This window comes from Xanthobacter sp. 91 (assembly GCF_000702385.1).
Taxonomy (GTDB): domain Bacteria; phylum Pseudomonadota; class Alphaproteobacteria; order Rhizobiales; family Xanthobacteraceae; genus Xanthobacter; species Xanthobacter aminoxidans.
The window spans coordinates 4,852,164-4,870,542 of record NZ_JNIB01000001.1 but is presented as its reverse complement, the minus strand read 5'-3'; the positions used below and the strand labels follow the sequence as shown (position 1 = coordinate 4,870,542).

General features: G+C 67.4%; 19 protein-coding genes. 10 read left to right on the top strand and 9 right to left on the bottom strand.

What is annotated here, in order from left to right; all coding sequences use genetic code 11:
* Window positions 1–16 precede the first annotated feature (16 nt).
* From purQ to purC, 4 genes are all read right to left on the bottom strand, one after another.
* Window positions 17–715 carry a phosphoribosylformylglycinamidine synthase subunit PurQ gene (gene purQ / locus A37E_RS0122755; RefSeq protein ID WP_024278811.1) on the bottom strand — a complete coding sequence of 233 codons (699 nt, stop codon included), beginning with the start codon at window positions 713–715 and terminating at the stop codon, window positions 17–19.
* 6 nt (window positions 716–721) lie between these two features.
* The gene (locus A37E_RS0122750) at window positions 722–985 is read right to left on the bottom strand and encodes a hypothetical protein (RefSeq protein ID WP_029558715.1); all 264 of its coding nucleotides are present in this window, start codon (window positions 983–985) and stop codon (window positions 722–724) included.
* A 58-nt stretch (window positions 986–1,043) separates the two neighbouring features.
* Window positions 1,044–1,286 carry a phosphoribosylformylglycinamidine synthase subunit PurS gene (gene purS, locus A37E_RS0122745; RefSeq protein WP_024278813.1) on the bottom strand — a complete coding sequence of 81 codons (243 nt, stop codon included), beginning with the start codon at window positions 1,284–1,286 and terminating at the stop codon, window positions 1,044–1,046.
* Between the two features lie 166 nt (window positions 1,287–1,452).
* On the bottom strand, window positions 1,453–2,247 hold the full coding sequence (purC, locus tag A37E_RS0122740) for a phosphoribosylaminoimidazolesuccinocarboxamide synthase (protein WP_024278814.1): 795 nt from the start codon (window positions 2,245–2,247) through the stop codon (window positions 1,453–1,455).
* 384 nt (window positions 2,248–2,631) lie between these two features.
* Here purC and A37E_RS0122735 point away from each other — a divergent pair, with 384 nt between their 5' ends.
* On the top strand, window positions 2,632–2,955 hold the full coding sequence (locus tag A37E_RS0122735; RefSeq protein ID WP_029558714.1) for a DUF1476 domain-containing protein: 324 nt from the start codon (window positions 2,632–2,634) through the stop codon (window positions 2,953–2,955).
* Window positions 2,956–3,052: 97 nt separating this feature from the next.
* On the opposite strand, the gene rpsD is transcribed toward A37E_RS0122735, so the two are convergent.
* Window positions 3,053–3,670, bottom strand: coding sequence for a 30S ribosomal protein S4 (gene rpsD, locus A37E_RS0122730; RefSeq protein ID WP_024278816.1), 618 nt, complete (start codon window positions 3,668–3,670; stop codon window positions 3,053–3,055).
* Window positions 3,671–3,898: 228 nt separating this feature from the next.
* Window positions 3,899–4,456, bottom strand: coding sequence for a manganese efflux pump MntP family protein (locus A37E_RS0122725; RefSeq protein ID WP_029558713.1), 558 nt, complete (start codon window positions 4,454–4,456; stop codon window positions 3,899–3,901).
* 377 nt (window positions 4,457–4,833) lie between these two features.
* Between A37E_RS0122725 and A37E_RS0122720 the strand changes: the two genes are divergently transcribed.
* Window positions 4,834–5,541 carry a type 1 glutamine amidotransferase gene (locus A37E_RS0122720; protein ID WP_029558712.1) on the top strand — a complete coding sequence of 236 codons (708 nt, stop codon included), beginning with the start codon at window positions 4,834–4,836 and terminating at the stop codon, window positions 5,539–5,541.
* Window positions 5,542–5,748: 207 nt separating this feature from the next.
* Here A37E_RS0122720 and rimO read toward each other — a convergent pair whose 3' ends face one another.
* Together rimO and tyrS are read right to left on the bottom strand one after the other, a co-directional pair.
* Window positions 5,749–7,071, bottom strand: coding sequence for a 30S ribosomal protein S12 methylthiotransferase RimO (gene rimO / locus A37E_RS0122715; protein ID WP_029558711.1), 1,323 nt, complete (start codon window positions 7,069–7,071; stop codon window positions 5,749–5,751).
* Window positions 7,072–7,263: 192 nt separating this feature from the next.
* A complete protein-coding gene (gene tyrS, locus A37E_RS0122710) occupies window positions 7,264–8,514 on the bottom strand; it encodes a tyrosine--tRNA ligase (protein ID WP_029558709.1) in 1,251 nt (416 codons plus the stop codon).
* Window positions 8,515–8,616: 102 nt separating this feature from the next.
* On the opposite strand from tyrS, the gene A37E_RS0122700 reads away from it, so the two are divergent.
* The gene (locus A37E_RS0122700; RefSeq protein ID WP_029558707.1) at window positions 8,617–9,726 is read left to right on the top strand and encodes an anhydro-N-acetylmuramic acid kinase; all 1,110 of its coding nucleotides are present in this window, start codon (window positions 8,617–8,619) and stop codon (window positions 9,724–9,726) included.
* 206 nt (window positions 9,727–9,932) lie between these two features.
* Here A37E_RS0122700 and A37E_RS0122695 read toward each other — a convergent pair whose 3' ends face one another.
* The gene (locus A37E_RS0122695) at window positions 9,933–10,595 is read right to left on the bottom strand and encodes an alpha/beta hydrolase (RefSeq protein ID WP_024278822.1); all 663 of its coding nucleotides are present in this window, start codon (window positions 10,593–10,595) and stop codon (window positions 9,933–9,935) included.
* Window positions 10,596–10,904: 309 nt separating this feature from the next.
* On the opposite strand from A37E_RS0122695, the gene A37E_RS0122690 reads away from it, so the two are divergent.
* The 7 genes from A37E_RS0122690 (at window position 10,905) to A37E_RS0122660 (ending at window position 18,194) form a co-directional block, all read left to right on the top strand.
* Window positions 10,905–12,155, top strand: coding sequence for a cysteine desulfurase family protein (locus A37E_RS0122690; protein ID WP_348550890.1), 1,251 nt, complete (start codon window positions 10,905–10,907; stop codon window positions 12,153–12,155).
* A 107-nt stretch (window positions 12,156–12,262) separates the two neighbouring features.
* On the top strand, window positions 12,263–13,735 hold the full coding sequence (gene sufB / locus A37E_RS0122685) for a Fe-S cluster assembly protein SufB (protein ID WP_029558703.1): 1,473 nt from the start codon (window positions 12,263–12,265) through the stop codon (window positions 13,733–13,735).
* Between the two features lie 92 nt (window positions 13,736–13,827).
* On the top strand, window positions 13,828–14,577 hold the full coding sequence (gene sufC, locus A37E_RS0122680; protein WP_029558702.1) for a Fe-S cluster assembly ATPase SufC: 750 nt from the start codon (window positions 13,828–13,830) through the stop codon (window positions 14,575–14,577).
* Window positions 14,578–14,588: 11 nt separating this feature from the next.
* Window positions 14,589–15,917, top strand: a complete 1,329-nt coding sequence (gene sufD, locus A37E_RS0122675) for a Fe-S cluster assembly protein SufD (protein WP_029558700.1) — start codon at window positions 14,589–14,591, stop codon at window positions 15,915–15,917.
* A gap of 205 nt (window positions 15,918–16,122) precedes the next feature.
* Window positions 16,123–17,370 carry a cysteine desulfurase gene (locus A37E_RS0122670; RefSeq protein ID WP_029558699.1) on the top strand — a complete coding sequence of 416 codons (1,248 nt, stop codon included), beginning with the start codon at window positions 16,123–16,125 and terminating at the stop codon, window positions 17,368–17,370.
* The gene (locus A37E_RS0122665; RefSeq protein WP_024278828.1) at window positions 17,367–17,741 is read left to right on the top strand and encodes an SUF system Fe-S cluster assembly protein; all 375 of its coding nucleotides are present in this window, start codon (window positions 17,367–17,369) and stop codon (window positions 17,739–17,741) included. The genes A37E_RS0122670 and A37E_RS0122665 overlap by 4 nt, the downstream gene beginning before the upstream one ends.
* 9 nt (window positions 17,742–17,750) lie before the next feature.
* Window positions 17,751–18,194, top strand: coding sequence for a VOC family protein (locus tag A37E_RS0122660; RefSeq protein WP_029558698.1), 444 nt, complete (start codon window positions 17,751–17,753; stop codon window positions 18,192–18,194).
* The last annotated feature ends 185 nt before the right edge of the window (window positions 18,195–18,379 follow it).

Here is an 18,379-nt window from a genome sequence, read left to right as displayed (position 1 = left end):
GAATTGAGGCCGCGGCTCACGCCGCCTTGAGGGCGCCGGCGAGGCTCTCGAAGAGGCCGCGTCCGTCGGTGGGGCCGATCTCCGGCTCGATGTAGTTTTCCGGGTGGGGCATCATGCCGAGCACGTTGAACTTCTCGGAATAGATGCCGGCGATCCCGTTGATGGCGCCGTTGGGGCCGTCCGTCTCGTCGATCCGGCTGTCGGGCCGGGCGTAGCGGAAGGCGACGCGGCCTTCGCCCTCGATGCGGGCGATGGTGGCCTCGTCGGCGGTATAATTGCCTTCACCGTGGGCCACCGGGATGCGGATCAGCTCGCCCTTGCGATAGGCCTTGGTGAAGGGGGTGTCGGCCCGCTCCACGCGCAGCAGCACCTCGCGGCAGACGAAGCGCAGGCGGGCGTTGCGCACCAGCACGCCGGGCAGCAGCCCCGCCTCGCACAGGATCTGGAAGCCGTTGCAGATGCCGAGCACCAGACCGCCGCGAGCGGCATGGGCGCGCACGGCCTCCATGATGTTCGCCCGCGCGGCGATGGCGCCGCAGCGCAGGTAATCGCCGTAGGAGAAGCCACCGGGCAGGACCACGAGGTCGGTGCCCTTGGGCAGCTCGTGCTCGGCGTGCCAGACCACCTGGGGCTTGGCGCCGGAGACGAGCCGCAGCGCGCGCACGGCGTCCTGCTCACGATTGGAGCCGGGGAAGAGGATGACGGCTGGTTTCATGATCTCTCAGTGGATGCCGACGAGGCCGAGCCTGCGTTCGATGCGAGCGAGCCGCGCGTCACGGCCCGCGTGCATGCCGTATATGGTGTTCATGTCCTGCCCGAAGGCCTGTCGGGGATCGCGCCGGGCGATCACCTCTTCGCGAGCCTCAAGCCTTTGGCGAGCCCCAAGCCCCTTGCGAGCCTCAAGGACCCGCGCGCCGAGGGCCGCGCCCTGCGGGATCGACTTCGGAACCTCGATGAGAAGCTCGTTGGTGATCTCGGCCATCATGCCCTCTCGGCGGCCTTGCTCCCTGAAGCGGCCGCCAGACTATAACATCCTTCGCCCGTCACTCGGCGAATTCGACCTTGTAGGTCTCGATCACGGTGTTGGCGAGGAGCTTGTCGCAGGCTTCCTTGAGGGCGCCCTCGGCGGCGGCGCGGTCGTTGCCGGCCAGCTCCACGTCGAACACCTTCCCCTGCCGCACGCTCTGCACGCCGGCCACACCCAGCGACCGCAGCGCGCCTTCGATGGCCTTGCCCTGCGGGTCGAGCACCGCCGACTTGAGGGTGACGATCACTCGGGCCTTCATGGAAACCTCGCCTTCATGGCACGCGCTTGCGCCCGCGCCGTTGCTTGCCCGCCGCCGGGCACCGCCTGGCCCGTACAGGGCCCGGCAACGCAAAACGGGGGCCGATCCGGCCCCCGCCTAGCACTTTTCGGGTATGGGAAACAACGCCCCCACCCGAATTGACACGTCACTTCACGAGGACGGGGCCCTTGCCCTGCGTCGGATCGTTCTCCATCAGGATTCCGAGCCGGCGCGCAACCTCGGTGTAGGCCTCCACGAGGCCGCCCATGTCGCGGCGGAAGCGGTCCTTGTCCATCTTGTCGTTCGACTTGATGTCCCAGAGCCGGCACGAATCGGGGCTGATCTCGTCAGCGACCACGATCCGCATCATGTCGTTCTCCCACAGGCGGCCGCATTCCATCTTGAAGTCGATGAGACGGATGCCGGCGCCGAGGAAGAGGCCGGACAGGAAGTCGTTGACGCGGATCGCGAGCGCGATGATGTCGTCGATTTCCTGGGTGGTGGCCCAGCCGAACGCGGTGATGTGCTCTTCCGACACCATCGGGTCGTTGAGCGCGTCGTTCTTGTAATAGAACTCGATGATCGAGCGCGGCAGCTGGGTGCCCTCCTCGATCCCGAGGCGGGTCGAGATGGAGCCGGCGGCGACGTTGCGCACCACGATCTCGAGGGGGATGATCTCCACTTCCCGGATGAGCTGCTCGCGCATGTTCAAGCGGCGGATGAAGTGGGTCGGCACCCCGATGTCGTTCAGCCGGGAGAAGATGTACTCCGAAATCCGGTTGTTCAGCACACCTTTGCCGTCGATGACATCGTGCTTCTTCGCATTGAAGGCCGTGGCATCGTCCTTGAAGTGCTGAATGAGTGTGCCGGGCTCGGGTCCTTCATAGAGGACTTTCGCCTTGCCTTCGTAGATTCGGCGGCGGCGGCTCATGGGAATATACCGCTGATTGAGGAAATCCATGGGTTTGCCAAGGCTCCGTTCGGGTGACGCTCCTCGGCTGGACCGGGGATGTCTGTTTCAAGGACATCCCAAGCCCGATCGGACACTAGCCGATTGGACGGCTGGATACAACGCGCGTCCCGATGCGCCCACCCGTGCCATCCCCTTGAAGAGGCCGGGCGGCCATCAGGTCGCATGGCCGGGAGGGGGCACGGCGCCTCACTGCCGTTGATCTAATATGAGGCGGGGGATATTCAAGGCGCGCGTGCGGACGGCGCGTGCGGAGCTTCGGCTGCCCTTGCGTGAGCGCAGCGGCAACCCAAATCAGCAGGGTCCGCGCAAACGCAGTCCGCGCAAACAGATCAGGCCGGCCGCCGGCCGCCCATTCGCAGGAAGAGGGGTGCCATGACCACGTTCGACAAGCGCGAGGAAGGTTTCGAAAAGGCTTTCGCGCTCGACGAGGAGACGCGGTTCCGGGCGCTCGCCCGCCGGAACAAGAAGCTCGGCCTGTGGGCCGCCGAGAAGCTCGGTCTCGCCGGCGAGGAGGCTCTTGCCTACGCCAAGTCCGTCGTCGAGGCCGACCTGCAGGAAGCCGGTGACGAGGACGTGTTCCGCAAGCTGCGCGCCGATTTCGACGCCAAGCAGGTGGACGTCTCCGACCACCAGATCCGCCGCAACATGGACGAGTTCCTCGCCGCCGCCGCGGCCGAGGTGAAGTCCGGCAGCTGAGCCCGCACAGGGTTTCCCGCCGCGTCCCGTGACGCGGCGGCCCAAACAAAAAGGCCGCCCACCGGGCGGCCTTTTCTTTTTCGGGTCCCGCGCCGGATCAGCGCGAGTAGAACTCGACCACGAGGTTCGGTTCCATCTGAACCGGGTAGGGCACCTCGTTCAGCTCCGGGATGCGGGCGAAGCGCGCGGTGAGCTTGTGGGTGTCGAGCTCGATGTAGTCGGGCACGTCACGCTCGGCGAGCTGCTGCGCCTCGATCACGATGGCGAGCTGGCGGGAGGCTTCCTTCACCTCGATCACGTCATCCACCTTGACGAGGTAGGACGGGATGTTCACGCGCTTGCCGTTCACCTTCACGTGGCCGTGGGAGACGAACTGGCGGGCGGCGAAGATGGTGGGCACGAACTTGGCGCGGTAGACCACCGCGTCCAGGCGGCGCTCCAGCAGGCCGATGAGGTTGGCGCCGGTGTCGCCCTTGAGGCGCGAGGCCTCGACATACACCTTGTGGAACTGCTTCTCGCCGATGGAGCCGTAATAGCCCTTCAGCTTCTGCTTGGCGCGCAGCTGCACGCCGAAGTCGGACAGCTTGCCCTTGCGGCGCTGGCCGTGCTGGCCGGGACCGTACTCACGACGGTTGACCGGGCTCTTGGGGCGGCCCCAGATGTTCTCGCCCATACGGCGATCGATCTTGTGCTTGGCCGCAATGCGCTTGCTCATGTAACGCGAATCCCTGTTGGTTCGTTCGGGTTTGGATCGCGCCCCTCCTCTGCGAAATGGCTTGGGAACCAAGAGGTTCCGGACCGTTCCGCCGACAGGCTCGCCCGGCGCGCTGCCTTGCGAAGCCACGGGTGCGTGAAACGCCAAGCGGGCCACTTCCGGCCCGCGAGGTGGCGGGTTCTTAGTCGCGAAAGCGTGTCGAGTCAACGCCGGGGGCGCTTTTCGCCCTCAGGCGGAGAGGTGCTCGACGAGAATCGTCGCGCCGAGGGCGACCAGGGCGAGGCCTGCGACCACCTCCGCCACCCGCCCGAGACGCTCGCCCACGAGGCGCCCGATCAGCATGCCGCCCGACGACATGATGAAGGTGGTGAGGCCGATGGCGGCGGCGGTGATCCAGATGTTCACATCGAGGAAGGCGAGCGAGACGCCCACCGCCATGGCATCGATGCTGGTGCCGAAGGCCGTGGCCAGCAGCACAGGCAGAGAGCGCCCGCGCGGCGCCGCCTCGTCCCGCGTGGAGAAGGCGGAGGCCAGCATGTGCAGGCCGACACCACCGAGCAATGCGAAGGCGATCCAGTGATCCACCGCTTCCACATAGCTGCTGGCGGCAAGCCCGGCCGCCCAGCCGATCACCGGCGTGGCGGCCTCCACGAGGCCGAACACCATGCCGGTGCGCAGGGCCTCGGCGAATCGCGGGCGGCCCATGGCGGCGCCGCGGCCGACGCTGACGGCGAAGGCATCGACGGACATGCTCAGGGCGAGCACGAGGATCGTGGCGGGTGACATGGATATATCCGGCGGAAGGGGAGGCTCGAGAACCCTGGCGCATCCGGCCCGTCCGCGCGCGAACCGGTGCGTCACGGTCTCGCCGGGCCGAAAATTTCGGCTGGTCGCGCCATGCGCACTCTCGCGCAAGCCTGTTGGCACGACCCCGCCCCGGTGCATCTCCCAGGCGGTGGCTACTCCCCGATCGCGCCTCTGATAGCGGCTTCGCAGGAGCGCGGTAAACCCGCGGGCCGAACTCTTTAGCGCAACTAACTCGCAATCGCGATTTGCCTGGGGGGAAAACCTGTTGCTCCGCCTTGGCGCGACTGTTCTTATCGGGGCACCAGCCACCGCACGCGCGATCATCGCCACAGCCGCGTCGTCCATGGAGAACGTCCGTGAAAGTCCTGGTCTTCCAGCATGTCGCCTGCGAGCACCCCGGCCGCTTCCGCGACTTCATGCGCGCTGATGGCGTCCAATGGGATGCCGTGGAGCTGGATGAGGGCGAGACCATCCCGGCATTCGACGACTATGCCGCCCTGATGGTGTTCGGCGGCCCCATGGACGTGTGGCAGGAGGAGGAACTGCCCTGGCTCATTGCCGAGAAGGCGGCGATCCGCGATTGGATGGCCACCGGAAAGCCCTATCTCGGCGTCTGCCTCGGCCACCAGCTCCTCGCTGATGCGCTCGGCGGCAAGGTGGGCCTCATGCCTCGGCCGGAAGTGGGCGTCACCGACGTGTCGCTGACGGCGGCCGGGCACGAATCCCCCCTGTTCAAGGGGCTCGCCCCCACCTTCCCGACCCTCCAGTGGCACGGCGCCGCCGTGCTGGCCCTGCCGCAGGGCGGAGTGGTGCTCGCCGAGAACGAGCATTGCGCCATTCAGGCGCTGCAGGTGGGGGAAAGGGCGTTCGGCATCCAGTATCATGTGGAGCTGACCGACGCGACGGTGCCCGAATGGGGCGTGATTCCCGAATACCGCTGCGCGCTGGAGGCCATCACCGGCGCGGACGGGCAGGCGCTGCTGGAGGCCGCAACCAAGGAGCGGATGCCGGTTTTCGCGCAAGCGGCGGAGCGGCTCTACCGGAACTTCAAGGCGACGTGGTGAGGGGCGGCCCTCTCGCCTCTCCCCCTCGCGGGAGAGGGTAGATCGCGGCTTAATACCGTCATCGCCCGGCTCGTCCGGGCGATCCACGGTTGGGCCGGGTCGGTTCTTCGGGCAGCGCGCAAGCGAATGGGTGGATCGCCCGGACGAGCCGGGCGATGACGTGCGGATGGGGGAGGGGCTTGGTCGCTATGCGCGCGCAGGCTGCGCTCAGAACCCCACGGCCGTGCCGGTGAGGTCGTACGGCCCGGCGGCCTCGATCTTGACCGTGGCGATCTCACCCACGCGCAGCGGGCGGCGGGAGAAGACCTTCACCGTGCCGTCGATCTCCGGCGCATCGCCCTTGGTGCGGCCGATGGCGCCTTCGGGCGACACGGAGTCGATGATGACCTGCTGACGGGTGCCGACCTTCTTCTTCAGGCGCCGCGCCGAGACCTTCTGCTGGGTGCGCATGAAGCGGTCGTAGCGGTCCTGCTTCACCTCGTCCGGCACCGGATCGGGAAGGGCATTGGCATCCGCCCCGCGCACCGGCTCGAACTTGAAGGCGCCCGCGCGGTCGATCTCGGCCTCTTCCATGAAGGCCAGAAGCTCCTCGAACTCCGCTTCGGTCTCGCCGGGGAAGCCGACGATGAAGGTGGAGCGGAGCGTCAGGTCCGGCACCGCCGCCCGCCACGCCTGGATGCGGGCGAGGGTCTTTTCCTGGGAGGCCGGGCGCTTCATGCGCCTCAGCACGGTGGGGCTTGCGTGCTGGAAGGGAATGTCGAGATAGGGCAGCACCTTGCCGGCGGCCATCAGCTCCATCACCGCATCCACATGCGGGTAGGGATAGACATAATGCAGGCGCACCCAGGCGCCGAGGTCACCCAGCGCGGACGCGAGGTCGAGGAAGCGGGTCGCCACTTCCTTGTCGCCCCACTGGCTCGGCGCATAGCGCAGGTCCACGCCATAGGCGGAGGTGTCTTGCGAGATGACGAGCAGTTCCTTCACCCCCGCCTTCACCAGCTTCTCGGCCTCGCGCAGCACGTCGGCGGCCGGGCGGGAGACGAGGTCGCCGCGCAGCTTGGGGATGATGCAGAAGGTGCAGCGGTTGGAGCAGCCTTCGGAGATCTTGAGATAGGCATAGTGCCGGGGCGTGAGCTTCACGCCCTGCTCGGGCACGAGATCGAGGAAGGGATCGTGCTGCGGCGGCACCGCCTCGTGGACGGCGGCGAGCACGCTCTCGTACTGCTGCGGGCCGGTGATGGCGAGGACGCTGGGATGCACCTCGCGGATCTGCTCGGGCTCGGCGCCCATGCACCCGGTGACGACCACCTTGCCGTTCTCCGCCAGCGCCTCGCCGATGGCGGACAGGCTTTCCGCCTTGGCGCTGTCGAGGAAGCCGCAGGTGTTGACGATGACGAGGTCCGCGCCCTGGTGGGTCTTCGTCAGCTCGTAACCCTCGGCGCGCAGGCGCGTGACGATGCGCTCACTGTCCACCAGCGCCTTCGGGCAGCCGAGGGAAACGAAGGAGATGCGCGGCGCGGGCTCGGCCATGGGGAGGCAGGTTCTTTCTGAAGCATTTTCCAGCGAAGGGGGTACCGGTTCGCATGAAGAAAATGCGTTGAAACAGGTGGCTGTGCGAAGGGCGTGCGCTTACGGCAGCGCGACGGGGCCGTCAACGCCGGGTCTTTGGCGGGCCTTTGTGGCCGAAGGAGGGAGGAGGGGGCCGGACGCCGACCCAGCGTCTCACACCGGCTTCAGCAGCACGTGCTTCTTCTTGCCCATGGAGAGCTTCACCACGCCCTCGGGGGTCAGCGCCGCGAGGTCGAGCGTTGCCTTCTCGTCGGTCACAACGGCGTCGTTCACGCGAAGGCCCCCGCCCTTGATCTGGCGGCGGGCCTCGCTGGTGGAGGCGACAAGGCCGGCCTCCACGAAGGCGTTGGCGACGGGCAGGCCCGCCTCCAGCTTCGCGCGCGGAAGCTCCACGGTGGGCAGGTCCACGGCCAGCGCGCCCTGCTCGAAGGTGGTGCGGGCGGTCTCCTTCGCCTTCTCGGCGGCCTCGCGGCCGTGCAGGAGCGCGGTCGCCTCGGTGGCGAGCACCTCCTTGGCGAGGTTGATCTCCTGGCCTTGAAGGGCGGCGAGGCGGGCGATCTCATCCAGCGGCAGCTCGGTGAAGAGCTTGAGGAAGCGCTCAACGTCCGCATCGCCGGCATTGCGCCAGTACTGCCAGTACTCGTAAGGCGAGAGCAGGTCGGCATCGAGCCACACGGCGCCGCCGGCGGTCTTGCCCATCTTGGCACCGGAAGAGGTGGTCAGCAGTGGCGTCGTCAGCGCGAACAGGTCCGCGCCGTGCATGCGGCGGCCGAGCTCCATGCCGTTGACGATGTTGCCCCACTGGTCGGAGCCGCCCATCTGCAGCATGCAGCCATGGCGCCGGTTCAGCTCCACGAAGTCATAGGCCTGCAGGATCATGTAGTTGAATTCGAGGAAGGTGAGCGGCTGCTCGCGCTCCAGGCGCAGCTTCACCGAATCGAACGTCAGCATCCGGTTGATGGTGAAATGCGGCCCCACCTCGCGCAGGAGGGGGATGTATTTCAGCTCGTCGAGCCAGCCCGCATTGTTCTCCATGATCGCGCCGCCGTCGAAATCGAGGAAGCGCGCGAAGACCTTGCGGATGGAGGCGATGTTGGCGTTGATCTGCTCATCGGTGAGCATCTGGCGCTGTGTGTCCTTGCCGGACGGGTCGCCGATCTTGGTGGTGCCGCCGCCCATGAGCGCAATCGGCCGGTGGCCGGTGCGCTGGAGGGTGCGCAGCATCATGATGGAGAGCAGGTGCCCAGCATGCAGGCTCGATGCGGTGGCGTCGAAGCCGATATAGGCGGTGATGGGCCCTTCCGCGGCCTTGGCGTCGAGGCGCTCAAGGTCCGAGCACTGGTGGATATAGCCGCGCTCATGGAGGGTGCGCAGGAAATCGGAGCGGAAGGAGGGAGAAGTCATCACACAAATCGAGGCTTGAGGCTGGCGCTCACGCGCCGGAAAGGAGCGGTGGTGTATCAGGTCCGGCGCAAGAATGCATGTGCGTGAGGCGAGGGGGCTTTAATGCGTGTCGTCGGGCTGATGAGCGGCACCTCCATGGACGGCATCGACGCCGCCCTGATCGAGACCGACGGGGAAAGCGTCGCCTGGCTCGGCCCCGCGCTCACCCGCCCCATCGACGCCAAAACCCGCGCGCTCCTCGTGACCGCCATGGAGGATGCGCGGGGCGTGAACCATCGGGACGATAGGCCGGGCGCGCTGGCGGAAGCCGAACGGCGCATCACCGATCTTCATGCCGAAGCCGTGCGGGCGCTGCTGGAGCCGCTGCGGCTCACCCCTGGCGACATCGACCTCGTGGGCTTCCACGGCCAGACGGTCATCCACCGGCCCGATGCGCGCCTCACCGTCCAGATCGGCGAGGGGCAGCGGCTCGCCTCGGCGCTGGGCATCCCGGTGGTGGCGGATTTCCGCGCAGCGGATGTGGCGGCGGGCGGGCAGGGGGCGCCGCTGGTGCCGGTGTTCCATCAGGCGCTGGTGCGGCGGCTCACGCTGTCGCAACCGGTGGCGGTGCTGAATGTGGGCGGGGTCGCCAATGTCACGGTTATCGATGGCGATGCCTCGCCCATCGCCTGCGACACTGGGCCCGGCAATGCCCTGATCGACGATTTCCTGAAGGAGCGCACCGGCGTCCCCTTCGACGCAGATGGCCGCGCGGCTGCCGCCGGACGAGTGGACGAGGAGCGCGTCGCGGCTGTTCTGGCCGACCCCTTCTTCCAACAGCCGCCGCCCAAGTCTCTGGATCGCAACGCCTTTCGGCGGGCGGTCGGGGAGCGGATGGGGCTGGCGGGCCTGTCTCTGGAGGATGGCGCGGCGACGCTGACGGCGCTCACGGCGGCGACTGTCGCGGCCATCGTGCCGTTCCTGCCCCGGCCTCCGGCGGTGTGGATCGTCGCGGGGGGCGGTGCGCGCAATCCGACTTTGCTCGCCATGTTGGCGGAGCGCTTGGGGGCAGAGGTGCGCACGGCCGATCGAGTGGGGTGGTCCGGCGATGCGCTGGAGGCCCACGCCTTCGGATTCCTCGCCGCGCGCTCCGTGCGGGGCCTGCCGCTGACGTTTCCGACCACCACCGGGGTGGCCGCGCCGATGACGGGTGGGGTGCTGTTCCGGCCGTGAGGGGCCTATGCCTCCCCTCTCCCCTTGCGGGAGAGGGGTTGGGGGTGAGGGGGCTGGTGCCGGTCCTCACGGTGTTGGGCGAGCGGAGAAATACCCCTCGTCCCAGCCCTCTCCCGCAAGGGGAGAGGGAGCACGGTTGGCTCCAGACCCACCCCCAAACGAAAACGGCGCGCCGAAGCGCGCCGTTCAAGCGGAATGAGCCGAAATCAGGCGGCGCTGTCCTTGCGGGTGCCGGGGAGGCGCTTGTCGAGATAGGTGCCGACCACGCCCATCAGATCCTCGGTCTTGCCGTCGAAGAAGTGGTTGGCGCCGGGCACCACCTGCTGCTCGATGACGATGCCCTTCTGGGTCTTCAGCTTCTCCACCAGCGTCTGCACCGCAGAGGTGGGCACCACCGCATCCTTGTCGCCATGCACGAACAGGCCGGAGGAGGGGCAGGGGGCGAGGAAGGAGAAGTCGTAGAGGTTCGCCGGCGCGGCGATGGAGATAAAGCCCTCGACCTCCGGGCGGCGCATCAGTAACTGCATGCCGATCCATGCGCCGAAGGAGAAGCCGGCGATCCAGCAGGCGCGGGCGTCCGGGTTCACCGACTGCGCCCAGTCGAGCGCGGCGGCGGCGTCCGAAAGTTCGCCCTGGCCGTGGTCGAACGAGCCCTGCGAGCGGCCAACGCCCCGGAAGTTGAAGCGCAGCACCGAGAAGCCGCGGTTCACGAACTGGTAGTACAGATTGTACACGACCGGATTGTTCATCGTCCCGCCGAACTGCGGGTGCGGATGAAGAATGATGGCGATGGGCGCGTTGCGGGTCTTGGCGGGCTGGTAGCGGCCTTCGAGGCGCCCCTTTTCGCCGGGGAAGATCACTTCTGGCATGGAAGTCTGCAACCTCTGGGTAGCAATGACGCGCGGCGCGCCCGTTCCGTCCTATAGGACGACGGGTCCGGCGCGGGAACCCGTCAGCATGACCCCTGTCGACTTGACGCCGGAACGGTAATGCTTGACTAACGGACGCGCGAGACCTATCTATTTAGAATAATTCTAATTTGTTCCCGGCGGCTGCGCGAACCGAGGGGCGCTGCGTTGTGAGAACGGGTGAAGTTTGACCTATGACGGAGATCGCCGGCAATTGCAAGCCTGGCACGGGTCGCGGGTGCGTTTGGCATATGCGGCCGGGAGGCGGAGATGAGCGCGGGCGACGCGTCGCGGCAGATGGGTACCATCGCGGGCACGGTTGAGGCGACCATCGCTTCCCGCCCGTCGGTGCCTCGCCGCGCCTATCTCGATCACAACGCCACGAGCCCCCTTCGGCCCGAGGCCCGCGCCGCGCTGGTCGCCGCGCTGGATGCCGGCGGCAATGCGTCTTCCGTCCACGCCGAAGGCCGCGCCGCGCGCGCCCGCATTGAGGCTGCCCGCGCGGCCGTCGCTGCGCTGGCGGGTGCGCCCGTCCGGGGCGTAGTCTTCACCTCCGGCGCCACCGAGGCGGCGGCGCTGGCGCTGCATCCCGCTGTCGAGATCGCCGGACGGGCCAAGCGCTGCGACGTGCTGCTGGCGAGCGCGGTGGAACATCCGGCCGTGCTCAAGGGCCATCGTTTCCCCTCCGACGCGCTGGAAATCCTGCCGGTGGACGGCGAGGGGCGGCTCGATCTCGCCGCGCTGGACGAGGCGCTCGCCCGCCATCGCGCCGCCGGCCGGCGCGCGATGCTGGCGGTGATGGCGGCGAACAACGAGACCGGCGTGATCCAGCCCGTGGCCGAGGCGGCGCGGCTGGTGCACGAGGCGGACGGCATCGTCTTCTGCGACGCGGTGCAGGCCGCCGGGCGCATCCCGCTGGATATGGCGGCGCTCGGCGCCGACTTCCTGGCCCTCTCCGCCCACAAGATCGGCGGTCCCCCCGGCGTTGGTGCGCTGGTGGCGGCGGGGCCGGACCATCGCACCGCGCCGCTGCTCTCCGGCGGCGGGCAGGAGCGCAACCGGCGCGCGGGCACCGAGAACGGGCCGGCCATCGTCGGCTTCGGTGCGGCTGCAAATGCCGTGAATGCAGTGCTTGCCGCCGAGGCGGAGCGGCTTGCCGTGCTGCGCGACCGTCTGGAACGGGTGGTGCTGGAAGGCGTTCCGGGTACAAGGGTTGTGGGCGCGGGCGCCGATCGCTTGCCTAACACCACTATGGTCACATTTGCCGGACTTCGGGCCGAGACACTGGTGATCGCGCTGGACCTCGCCCACGTAAGCATCAGTGCCGGCTCGGCCTGCTCGTCAGGCAAGGTCGGCGCCTCGCAGGTGCTCCTCGCCATGGGACTGCCCGAGGACGAGGCGGCGGGCGCCATTCGCCTGTCACTCGGCTGGTCGAGCACCATCGAGGATGTGGATGCCGCGGTCGAAGCCTTGAAAAAGGCCGTGCCGCAGCTGAGAAGCCGCGCTTCACGCGCGGCATAGCGGATTAAGCCGCGCTTTGCGCGGTTAGGGGAATTACGCCGCGCATCATGCGCGGCACACGGACTTGACCCGCGGGCCTTGACCCCGCGTGGGAGAGGAGAAGAGAGATGCCTGCGGTTCAGGAGACCGTCGAACGCGTCCGCGCGATCGACGTGGATCAGTACAAGTACGGTTTCGTCACCGACATCGAGAGCGAGAAGGCCCCCAAGGGCCTGTCGGAAGACACCGTTCGCTATATCTCCGCCCGGAAGAACGAACCCGAGTGGATGCTGGAATGGCGGCTCGACGCCTACCGGCGCTGGCTCACCATGGAAGAGCCCACCTGGGCGCGGGTGAGCTACCCGAAGATCGATTTCCAGGACTATTATTATTACTCGGCCCCCAAGGCGGCGCCGAAGTCCATCGACGAGATCGACCCGGAAATCCTCAAGACCTACGAGAAGCTCGGCATCCCCCTGCGCGAGCGCGACGCGCTGCTCGGCATCCAGCGCGAGGGCGGCTCCAAAGTGGCGGTGGACGCGGTGTTCGACAGTGTGTCGGTCGCCACCACCTTCAAGGAGGAGCTAGCCAAGGCGGGCGTGATCTTCATGCCCATCTCGGAGGCCATCCGCGAGCATCCCGAGCTGGTGAAGAAGTATCTCGGCTCGGTGGTCCCCGTGTCCGACAATTTCTACGCCACGCTCAATTCGGCGGTCTTCTCCGACGGCTCCTTCGTCTATGTGCCGAAGGGCGTGCGCTGCCCCATGGAGCTGTCCACCTATTTCCGCATCAACGAGCGCAACACCGGACAGTTCGAGCGCACCCTCATCATCGCCGATGAAGGTGCCTATGTGAGCTATCTGGAAGGCTGCACCGCCCCCCAGCGTGACGAGAACCAGCTGCATGCGGCGGTCGTCGAGCTGGTGGCGCTGAAGGATGCGGAGATCAAGTATTCCACCGTCCAGAACTGGTATCCCGGCGACAAGGACGGCAAGGGCGGCATCTACAATTTCGTCACCAAGCGCGGCGACTGCCGGGGTGACAATTCCAAGATCTCCTGGACGCAGGTGGAGACCGGCTCGGCCATCACCTGGAAGTACCCGAGCTGCATCCTGCGCGGCGACAACTCGCAGGGCGAGTTCTATTCCATCGCCATCTCCAACGGCCACCAGCAGGTGGATTCGGGGACGAAGATGATCCACCTCGGCAAGAACACGTCGAGCCGGATCATCTCCAAGGGCATCGCCGCCGGGCACTCGGACAACACCTATCGCGGACTGGTGTCCGCCCATCGCAAGGCCACCGGCGCGCGCAACTTCACCAACTGCGACTCGCTCCTCATCGGCGATCTCTGCGGGGCGCACACCGTGCCCTACATGGAGGCCAAGAACGCCTCGGCCCAGTTCGAGCACGAGGCGACCACCTCCAAGATCTCCGAGGACCAGCTGTTCTACTGCCTCCAGCGCGGGCTTTCGCAGGAGGAGGCGGTGGCGCTCATCGTCAACGGCTTCGTGCGCGACGTGCTCCAGCAGCTGCCCATGGAGTTCGCGGTCGAGGCGCAGAAGCTGATCGCCGTGAGCCTGGAAGGCTCGGTGGGCTGACGAACCGGCCGGCGCGCCGCCGGCTCCATCCCTTCTCGCGCAGCGCGTTCTTCGGGGCGCAGCCGCGCGGATCGACATTTCAAGGACCGACCATGCTCGAAATCCGCAATCTCCACGCCCGCATCGGCGAGAACGAGATTCTCAAGGGCCTCGACCTCACCATCCCGGATGGCGAGGTGCATGCCATCATGGGGCCAAACGGCTCCGGCAAGTCCACGCTCTCCTACGTCCTCTCCGGCAAGCCCGATTATGAGGTGACGGACGGCAGCGTGAGCTTCGACGGCGCGGACCTGCTCGCGCTCGACGCCAGCGCGCGGGCGGCGGCGGGTGTCTTCCTCGCCTTCCAGTATCCCATCGAAATCCCCGGCGTTGCCAACATGACCTTCCTGCGGGCGGCCATGAACGCCCAGCGCAAGGCGCGCGGCGAGGAGGAAATCTCCACCCCCGACTTCCTGAAGCTGGTGCGCGCCAAGGCGCCGGACCTCGGCATCTCGCAGGACATGCTCCGGCGCGGCGTCAATGTCGGCTTTTCGGGCGGCGAGAAGAAGCGCAACGAAATCCTCCAGATGACCCTGCTGGAGCCCAAGCTCTGCATTCTGGATGAGACCGATTCCGGCCTCGACATCGACGCGCTCAAGGTGGTGTCCCAGGGCGTGAATGCGCTGCGCAGCCCCAAGCGCTCCATGCTGGTCATCACCCATTATCAGCGCCTGCTCGACCATATCGTGCCGGATGTGGTGCACGTGATGCACAAGGGCCGCATCGTCCGCTCCGGCGGGCCGGAGCTGGCGCTGGAGCTGGAAGAGTCGGGCTACGCGGCCTACGCGCAGGACGCGGCGTGAAGGACGGCACCATGACCATCAACGTCCGACCCGCCCGAACGGCGGCGGAAGAGGCCATCGCCGCCGCGCTCGAAGCGTCGATCGCCACCGAGGCGGGGCAGGGGCGCATCGCCGAGCTGCGCCGCGCCGCCCGCGACGCTTTCCTCTCTCACGGCCTGCCCAGCCGCCGTGTGGAGGAGTGGAAGTACACCGATCTGCGTGCCGCCATCCGCGACGTCCCCAATCGCGCCCCCGCGCCGGGCACGGTGGAGGATCTGGAAGCTGCGCCATTCGTGCCGGCGGTGCCCAATGCCGGGCGCATCCTGTTCGTGAACGGCGTGCTCTCCCGCGCCGGCTCGGACTTCGCGGCGCTGTCGGAAGGCGTCACCGCCTTGCCGCTGGACACCGCCATCGCTGCCGGCGATCCGCTCGCGGACCGCATCAATGCCCTGTCGCCGAGCCGCTATGACGGGCCGCTGGCCCTCAACACCGGCTTCCTCGGGGAGGGCGTCGCGCTCCGCGTCGATGCCGGGGTGAAGGCGGCGCGGCCGGTGCATATCGCCCACGCTTTTCCGGGTAGCGAAGCCGTCTCCGGCTTCACCCGCACCGTCGTGGTGGTGGGCGAAGGCGCCGAGGTGACGCTGGTGGAGACCTTCGCCGGGCGTGATGGCGTCGCCTACCAGTCCAACCACGCGGTGGAGCTGGTGGTGGGCGATGGTGCGGTCGTGAATCTCGTGCGCATTCAGGAGGAGGGCGACGCCGCCTTCCACTTCGGCACCCTCATGCTGGAGCTGGGCCGCGAGGCGAAGCTGAACCTGTTCGCCCTCGCCCAGGGCGCGGCGCTGGCGCGCTACAACGTCTATGGCCGCTTCGAGGGCACAGGCGCCCATGCCGGTATCCGCGGCGCGACCCTCGCCCGTGGCCGCCAGCATTCGGACACGACCCTTGTCATCGATCATGCGGTGGCGGGGGGCGAGAGCCGCGAGCTGTTCAAGACCGTGCTCGCCGACGACGCCCACGGCGTGTTCCAGGGCAAGATCGTGGTGCGCCGCGCCGCCCAGAAGACCGACGGGCGGATGATGAGCCAGTCGCTCCTCCTCTCCGACCGCGCCGAGATGGACAACAAGCCGGAGCTGGAAATCTTCGCGGACGATGTCCAGTGCGGCCACGGTGCCACCGCCGGAGCCCTCGACCGCTCCATGCTGTTCTACCTGCGCTCGCGCGGCCTGCCGGAGAAGGAAGCCGAGATGCTCCTCATCCAGGCCTTCCTCGGCGAGGCGGTGGAATATGTGGAGAATGCGGACCTGCGCGACCTGCTGATCGAGCGGATCAGCGGGTGGCTGGAGAAGCGGGCGGCGTAGGCCGTCGCTGCTGAAACCGCCTCCGCGCCCCGCCATCCCCCGCCTTGTGCGGGGGATCCACCCCGCCGCCGGGACCAGCGGATGAGTGGACCCTCCGGACAAGCCGGAGGGTGACAGCGACAAAAGGTTCGTGCGCCCCAGGCTCCCGTTGGCCGATGAGGGCGATACGCCGTTTCATTGAGAGTGTTGCCAGAAGGATTTGGCCATGACCCAGCCCCACCCCGCCGTCGCCAATGGCTCCTTCGACGTGGAGCGGGTGCGCGCGGACTTTCCGGCCCTGTCGCTGGAGGTGAACGGCCATCCGCTCACCTATCTCGACAATGCCGCCTCGGCGCAGAAGCCGCGGCAGGTCATCGACCGCATGGTGACCGCCTATGAGCGGGAATATTCCAACGTCCATCGCGGCCTCCACTATCTCGCCAACGCCGCCACCGAGGCGTTCGAGCATGCCCGCGAGACGGCGCGTGCCTTCCTGAACGCTGGCAGCATCGACGAGATCATCTTCACCCGTTCCGGCACCGGCGCCATCAACACGGTGGCCTCCTCCCTCGGCCAGTCCATCGAGGCGGACGACGAGATCGTGCTCTCCATCATGGAGCACCATTCCAACATCGTGCCGTGGCACTTCCTGCGCGAGCGCAAGGGCGCCGTCATCAAGTGGGCGCCGGTGCGGGAGGATGGCTCCTTCGACCTCGACGCCTTCAAGGCGCTGCTCGGTCCGCGCACCAAGATCGTCGCCATCACCCACATGTCCAACGTGCTGGGCACGGTGACGCCCATCAAGGAGATCGCGGCGGCGGCCCATGCGGTGGGCGCCAAGGTGGTGGTGGATGGCTGCCAGGCCATCGTCCACATGCCCGTGGACGTGCGCGACCTCGACGTCGATTTCTACGCCGTCACCGGCCACAAGCTCTATGCCCCCACCGGCATCGGCCTGCTCTACGGCAGGAAGGAACTGCTGGAGGCGATGCCGCCCTATGAGGGCGGCGGCGAGATGATCCGCGAGGTGACGGAGGAGGCCGTCACATACGGGGTACCTCCGCACCGTTTCGAGGCTGGAACACCTCCAATCGTTCAGGCCATCGGCCTTGGCGCTGCAATGGAATATGTCCAGTCCATCGGCCGAGAGCGCATCGCCGCCCACGAGCACGATCTCTCGGCCTATGCCCACGAGCGCTTGAGGGCGTTGAATTCCCTGCGGATCATCGGCACGGCGGCGGACAAGGGCGCCATCATTTCCTTCGAGATGAAGGGCGCCCATCCCCACGACGTGGCCACCATCATCGACCGCTACGGTGTCGCGGTACGGGCCGGCACCCATTGCGCACAGCCGCTTTTGGCCCGATATGGTGCGACAGCGACATGCCGCGCATCGTTTGCCCTTTACAACACGCGCGCCGACGTGGACCGTCTCTTTGACGCCCTCGTCAAGGCGCAGGATTTGTTCGCATGACCGATACCAAGTCGATCGAGGCGCCGAACCAGCCGCAGATTCAGTCTCCGATCCCGGAGGCGGAGCTTGCGCGGCTCACCGACGACATCGTGATCGCCCTCAAGACGGTCTACGATCCCGAAATCCCGGTGGACATCTACGAGCTTGGCCTGATCTACAAGGTCGATATCTCGGATGCCCGCACCGTTGCTGTCGAGATGACGCTCACCACGCCGAACTGCCCCGCCGCCGCCGAGCTGCCCGGCATGGTGGAGAGCGCCGTCGCGGCCGTGCCCGGCATCTCGGACGTGAAGGTGGACATCACCTTCGATCCGCCCTGGGACCAGGGCCGCATGTCCGAGGAAGCCCGCGCCACGCTCAACTTGTGGTGAGCCCGCGTCATGCCTGACGGGCAGGGGACCGCGCGCACTGCGCCGCCCCTCGGCCGGGTGCTGGAAACCGGCCTCTACGTGGACGACCTAGCCCGGGCGCGCGGCTTCTACGAAGGCGTGCTCGGCCTCGTGCCCATGCTGGCCGATGCGCGTTTCGCCGCCTATCCGGTCGGCGGCACCGTGCTTCTGCTGTTCCTGCGCGGATCGGCCGACACGGCCATCGCGTTGCCCTTCGGCGGCGCGATTCCCCCGCACGATGGCGCCGGCCGCCTGCACTTCGCCTTTTCCGCCGAAGCCGCCGACATGGACCGCTGGCGCGACCACCTCATGGCGCACGGCGTCGCCATCGAGGGCGAGGTGCATTGGCCGAAGGGCTCCACCAGCCTCTATTTCCGCGATCCCGATGGGAATCTCGCCGAGATCGCGAGCCCTGGGCTCTGGAAGAATTATTAGCGCACAGATTCGCCGTCATCGCCCGGCTCGTCCGGGCGATCCACCTTGCCGTTCGTCCGGTTTCCCAGTTGAAAGACCCTGCCGGGTCGAACCGTGGAACCCCCGCACAAAGCGCGGGATGACGATCAGTGATGCGGAGGGGTCTCGTCGTGCGACCGCCAAGCGGCAAAAGAAAAAGGCGAGGC

Bases quoted from the DNA above. Each gene is read 5' to 3' on its own strand.
- purQ (WP_024278811.1), bottom strand. From the start codon at position 715: ATGAAACCAGCCGTCATCCTCTTCCCCGGCTCCAATCGTGAGCAGGAC.
- A37E_RS0122750 (WP_029558715.1), bottom strand. From the start codon at position 985: ATGATGGCCGAGATCACCAACGAGCTTCTCATCGAGGTTCCGAAGTCG.
- purS (WP_024278813.1), bottom strand. From the start codon at position 1,286: ATGAAGGCCCGAGTGATCGTCACCCTCAAGTCGGCGGTGCTCGACCCG.
- purC (WP_024278814.1), bottom strand. From the start codon at position 2,247: ATGGATTTCCTCAATCAGCGGTATATTCCCATGAGCCGCCGCCGCCGA.
- A37E_RS0122735 (WP_029558714.1), top strand. From the start codon at position 2,632: ATGACCACGTTCGACAAGCGCGAGGAAGGTTTCGAAAAGGCTTTCGCG.
- rpsD (WP_024278816.1), bottom strand. From the start codon at position 3,670: ATGAGCAAGCGCATTGCGGCCAAGCACAAGATCGATCGCCGTATGGGC.
- A37E_RS0122725 (WP_029558713.1), bottom strand. From the start codon at position 4,456: ATGTCACCCGCCACGATCCTCGTGCTCGCCCTGAGCATGTCCGTCGAT.
- rimO (WP_029558711.1), bottom strand. From the start codon at position 7,071: ATGGCCGAGCCCGCGCCGCGCATCTCCTTCGTTTCCCTCGGCTGCCCG.
- tyrS (WP_029558709.1), bottom strand. From the start codon at position 8,514: ATGACTTCTCCCTCCTTCCGCTCCGATTTCCTGCGCACCCTCCATGAG.
- A37E_RS0122700 (WP_029558707.1), top strand. From the start codon at position 8,617: ATGCGTGTCGTCGGGCTGATGAGCGGCACCTCCATGGACGGCATCGAC.
- A37E_RS0122695 (WP_024278822.1), bottom strand. From the start codon at position 10,595: ATGCCAGAAGTGATCTTCCCCGGCGAAAAGGGGCGCCTCGAAGGCCGC.
- A37E_RS0122690 (WP_348550890.1), top strand. From the start codon at position 10,905: ATGAGCGCGGGCGACGCGTCGCGGCAGATGGGTACCATCGCGGGCACG.
- sufB (WP_029558703.1), top strand. From the start codon at position 12,263: ATGCCTGCGGTTCAGGAGACCGTCGAACGCGTCCGCGCGATCGACGTG.
- sufC (WP_029558702.1), top strand. From the start codon at position 13,828: ATGCTCGAAATCCGCAATCTCCACGCCCGCATCGGCGAGAACGAGATT.
- sufD (WP_029558700.1), top strand. From the start codon at position 14,589: ATGACCATCAACGTCCGACCCGCCCGAACGGCGGCGGAAGAGGCCATC.
- A37E_RS0122670 (WP_029558699.1), top strand. From the start codon at position 16,123: ATGACCCAGCCCCACCCCGCCGTCGCCAATGGCTCCTTCGACGTGGAG.
- A37E_RS0122665 (WP_024278828.1), top strand. From the start codon at position 17,367: ATGACCGATACCAAGTCGATCGAGGCGCCGAACCAGCCGCAGATTCAG.
- A37E_RS0122660 (WP_029558698.1), top strand. From the start codon at position 17,751: ATGCCTGACGGGCAGGGGACCGCGCGCACTGCGCCGCCCCTCGGCCGG.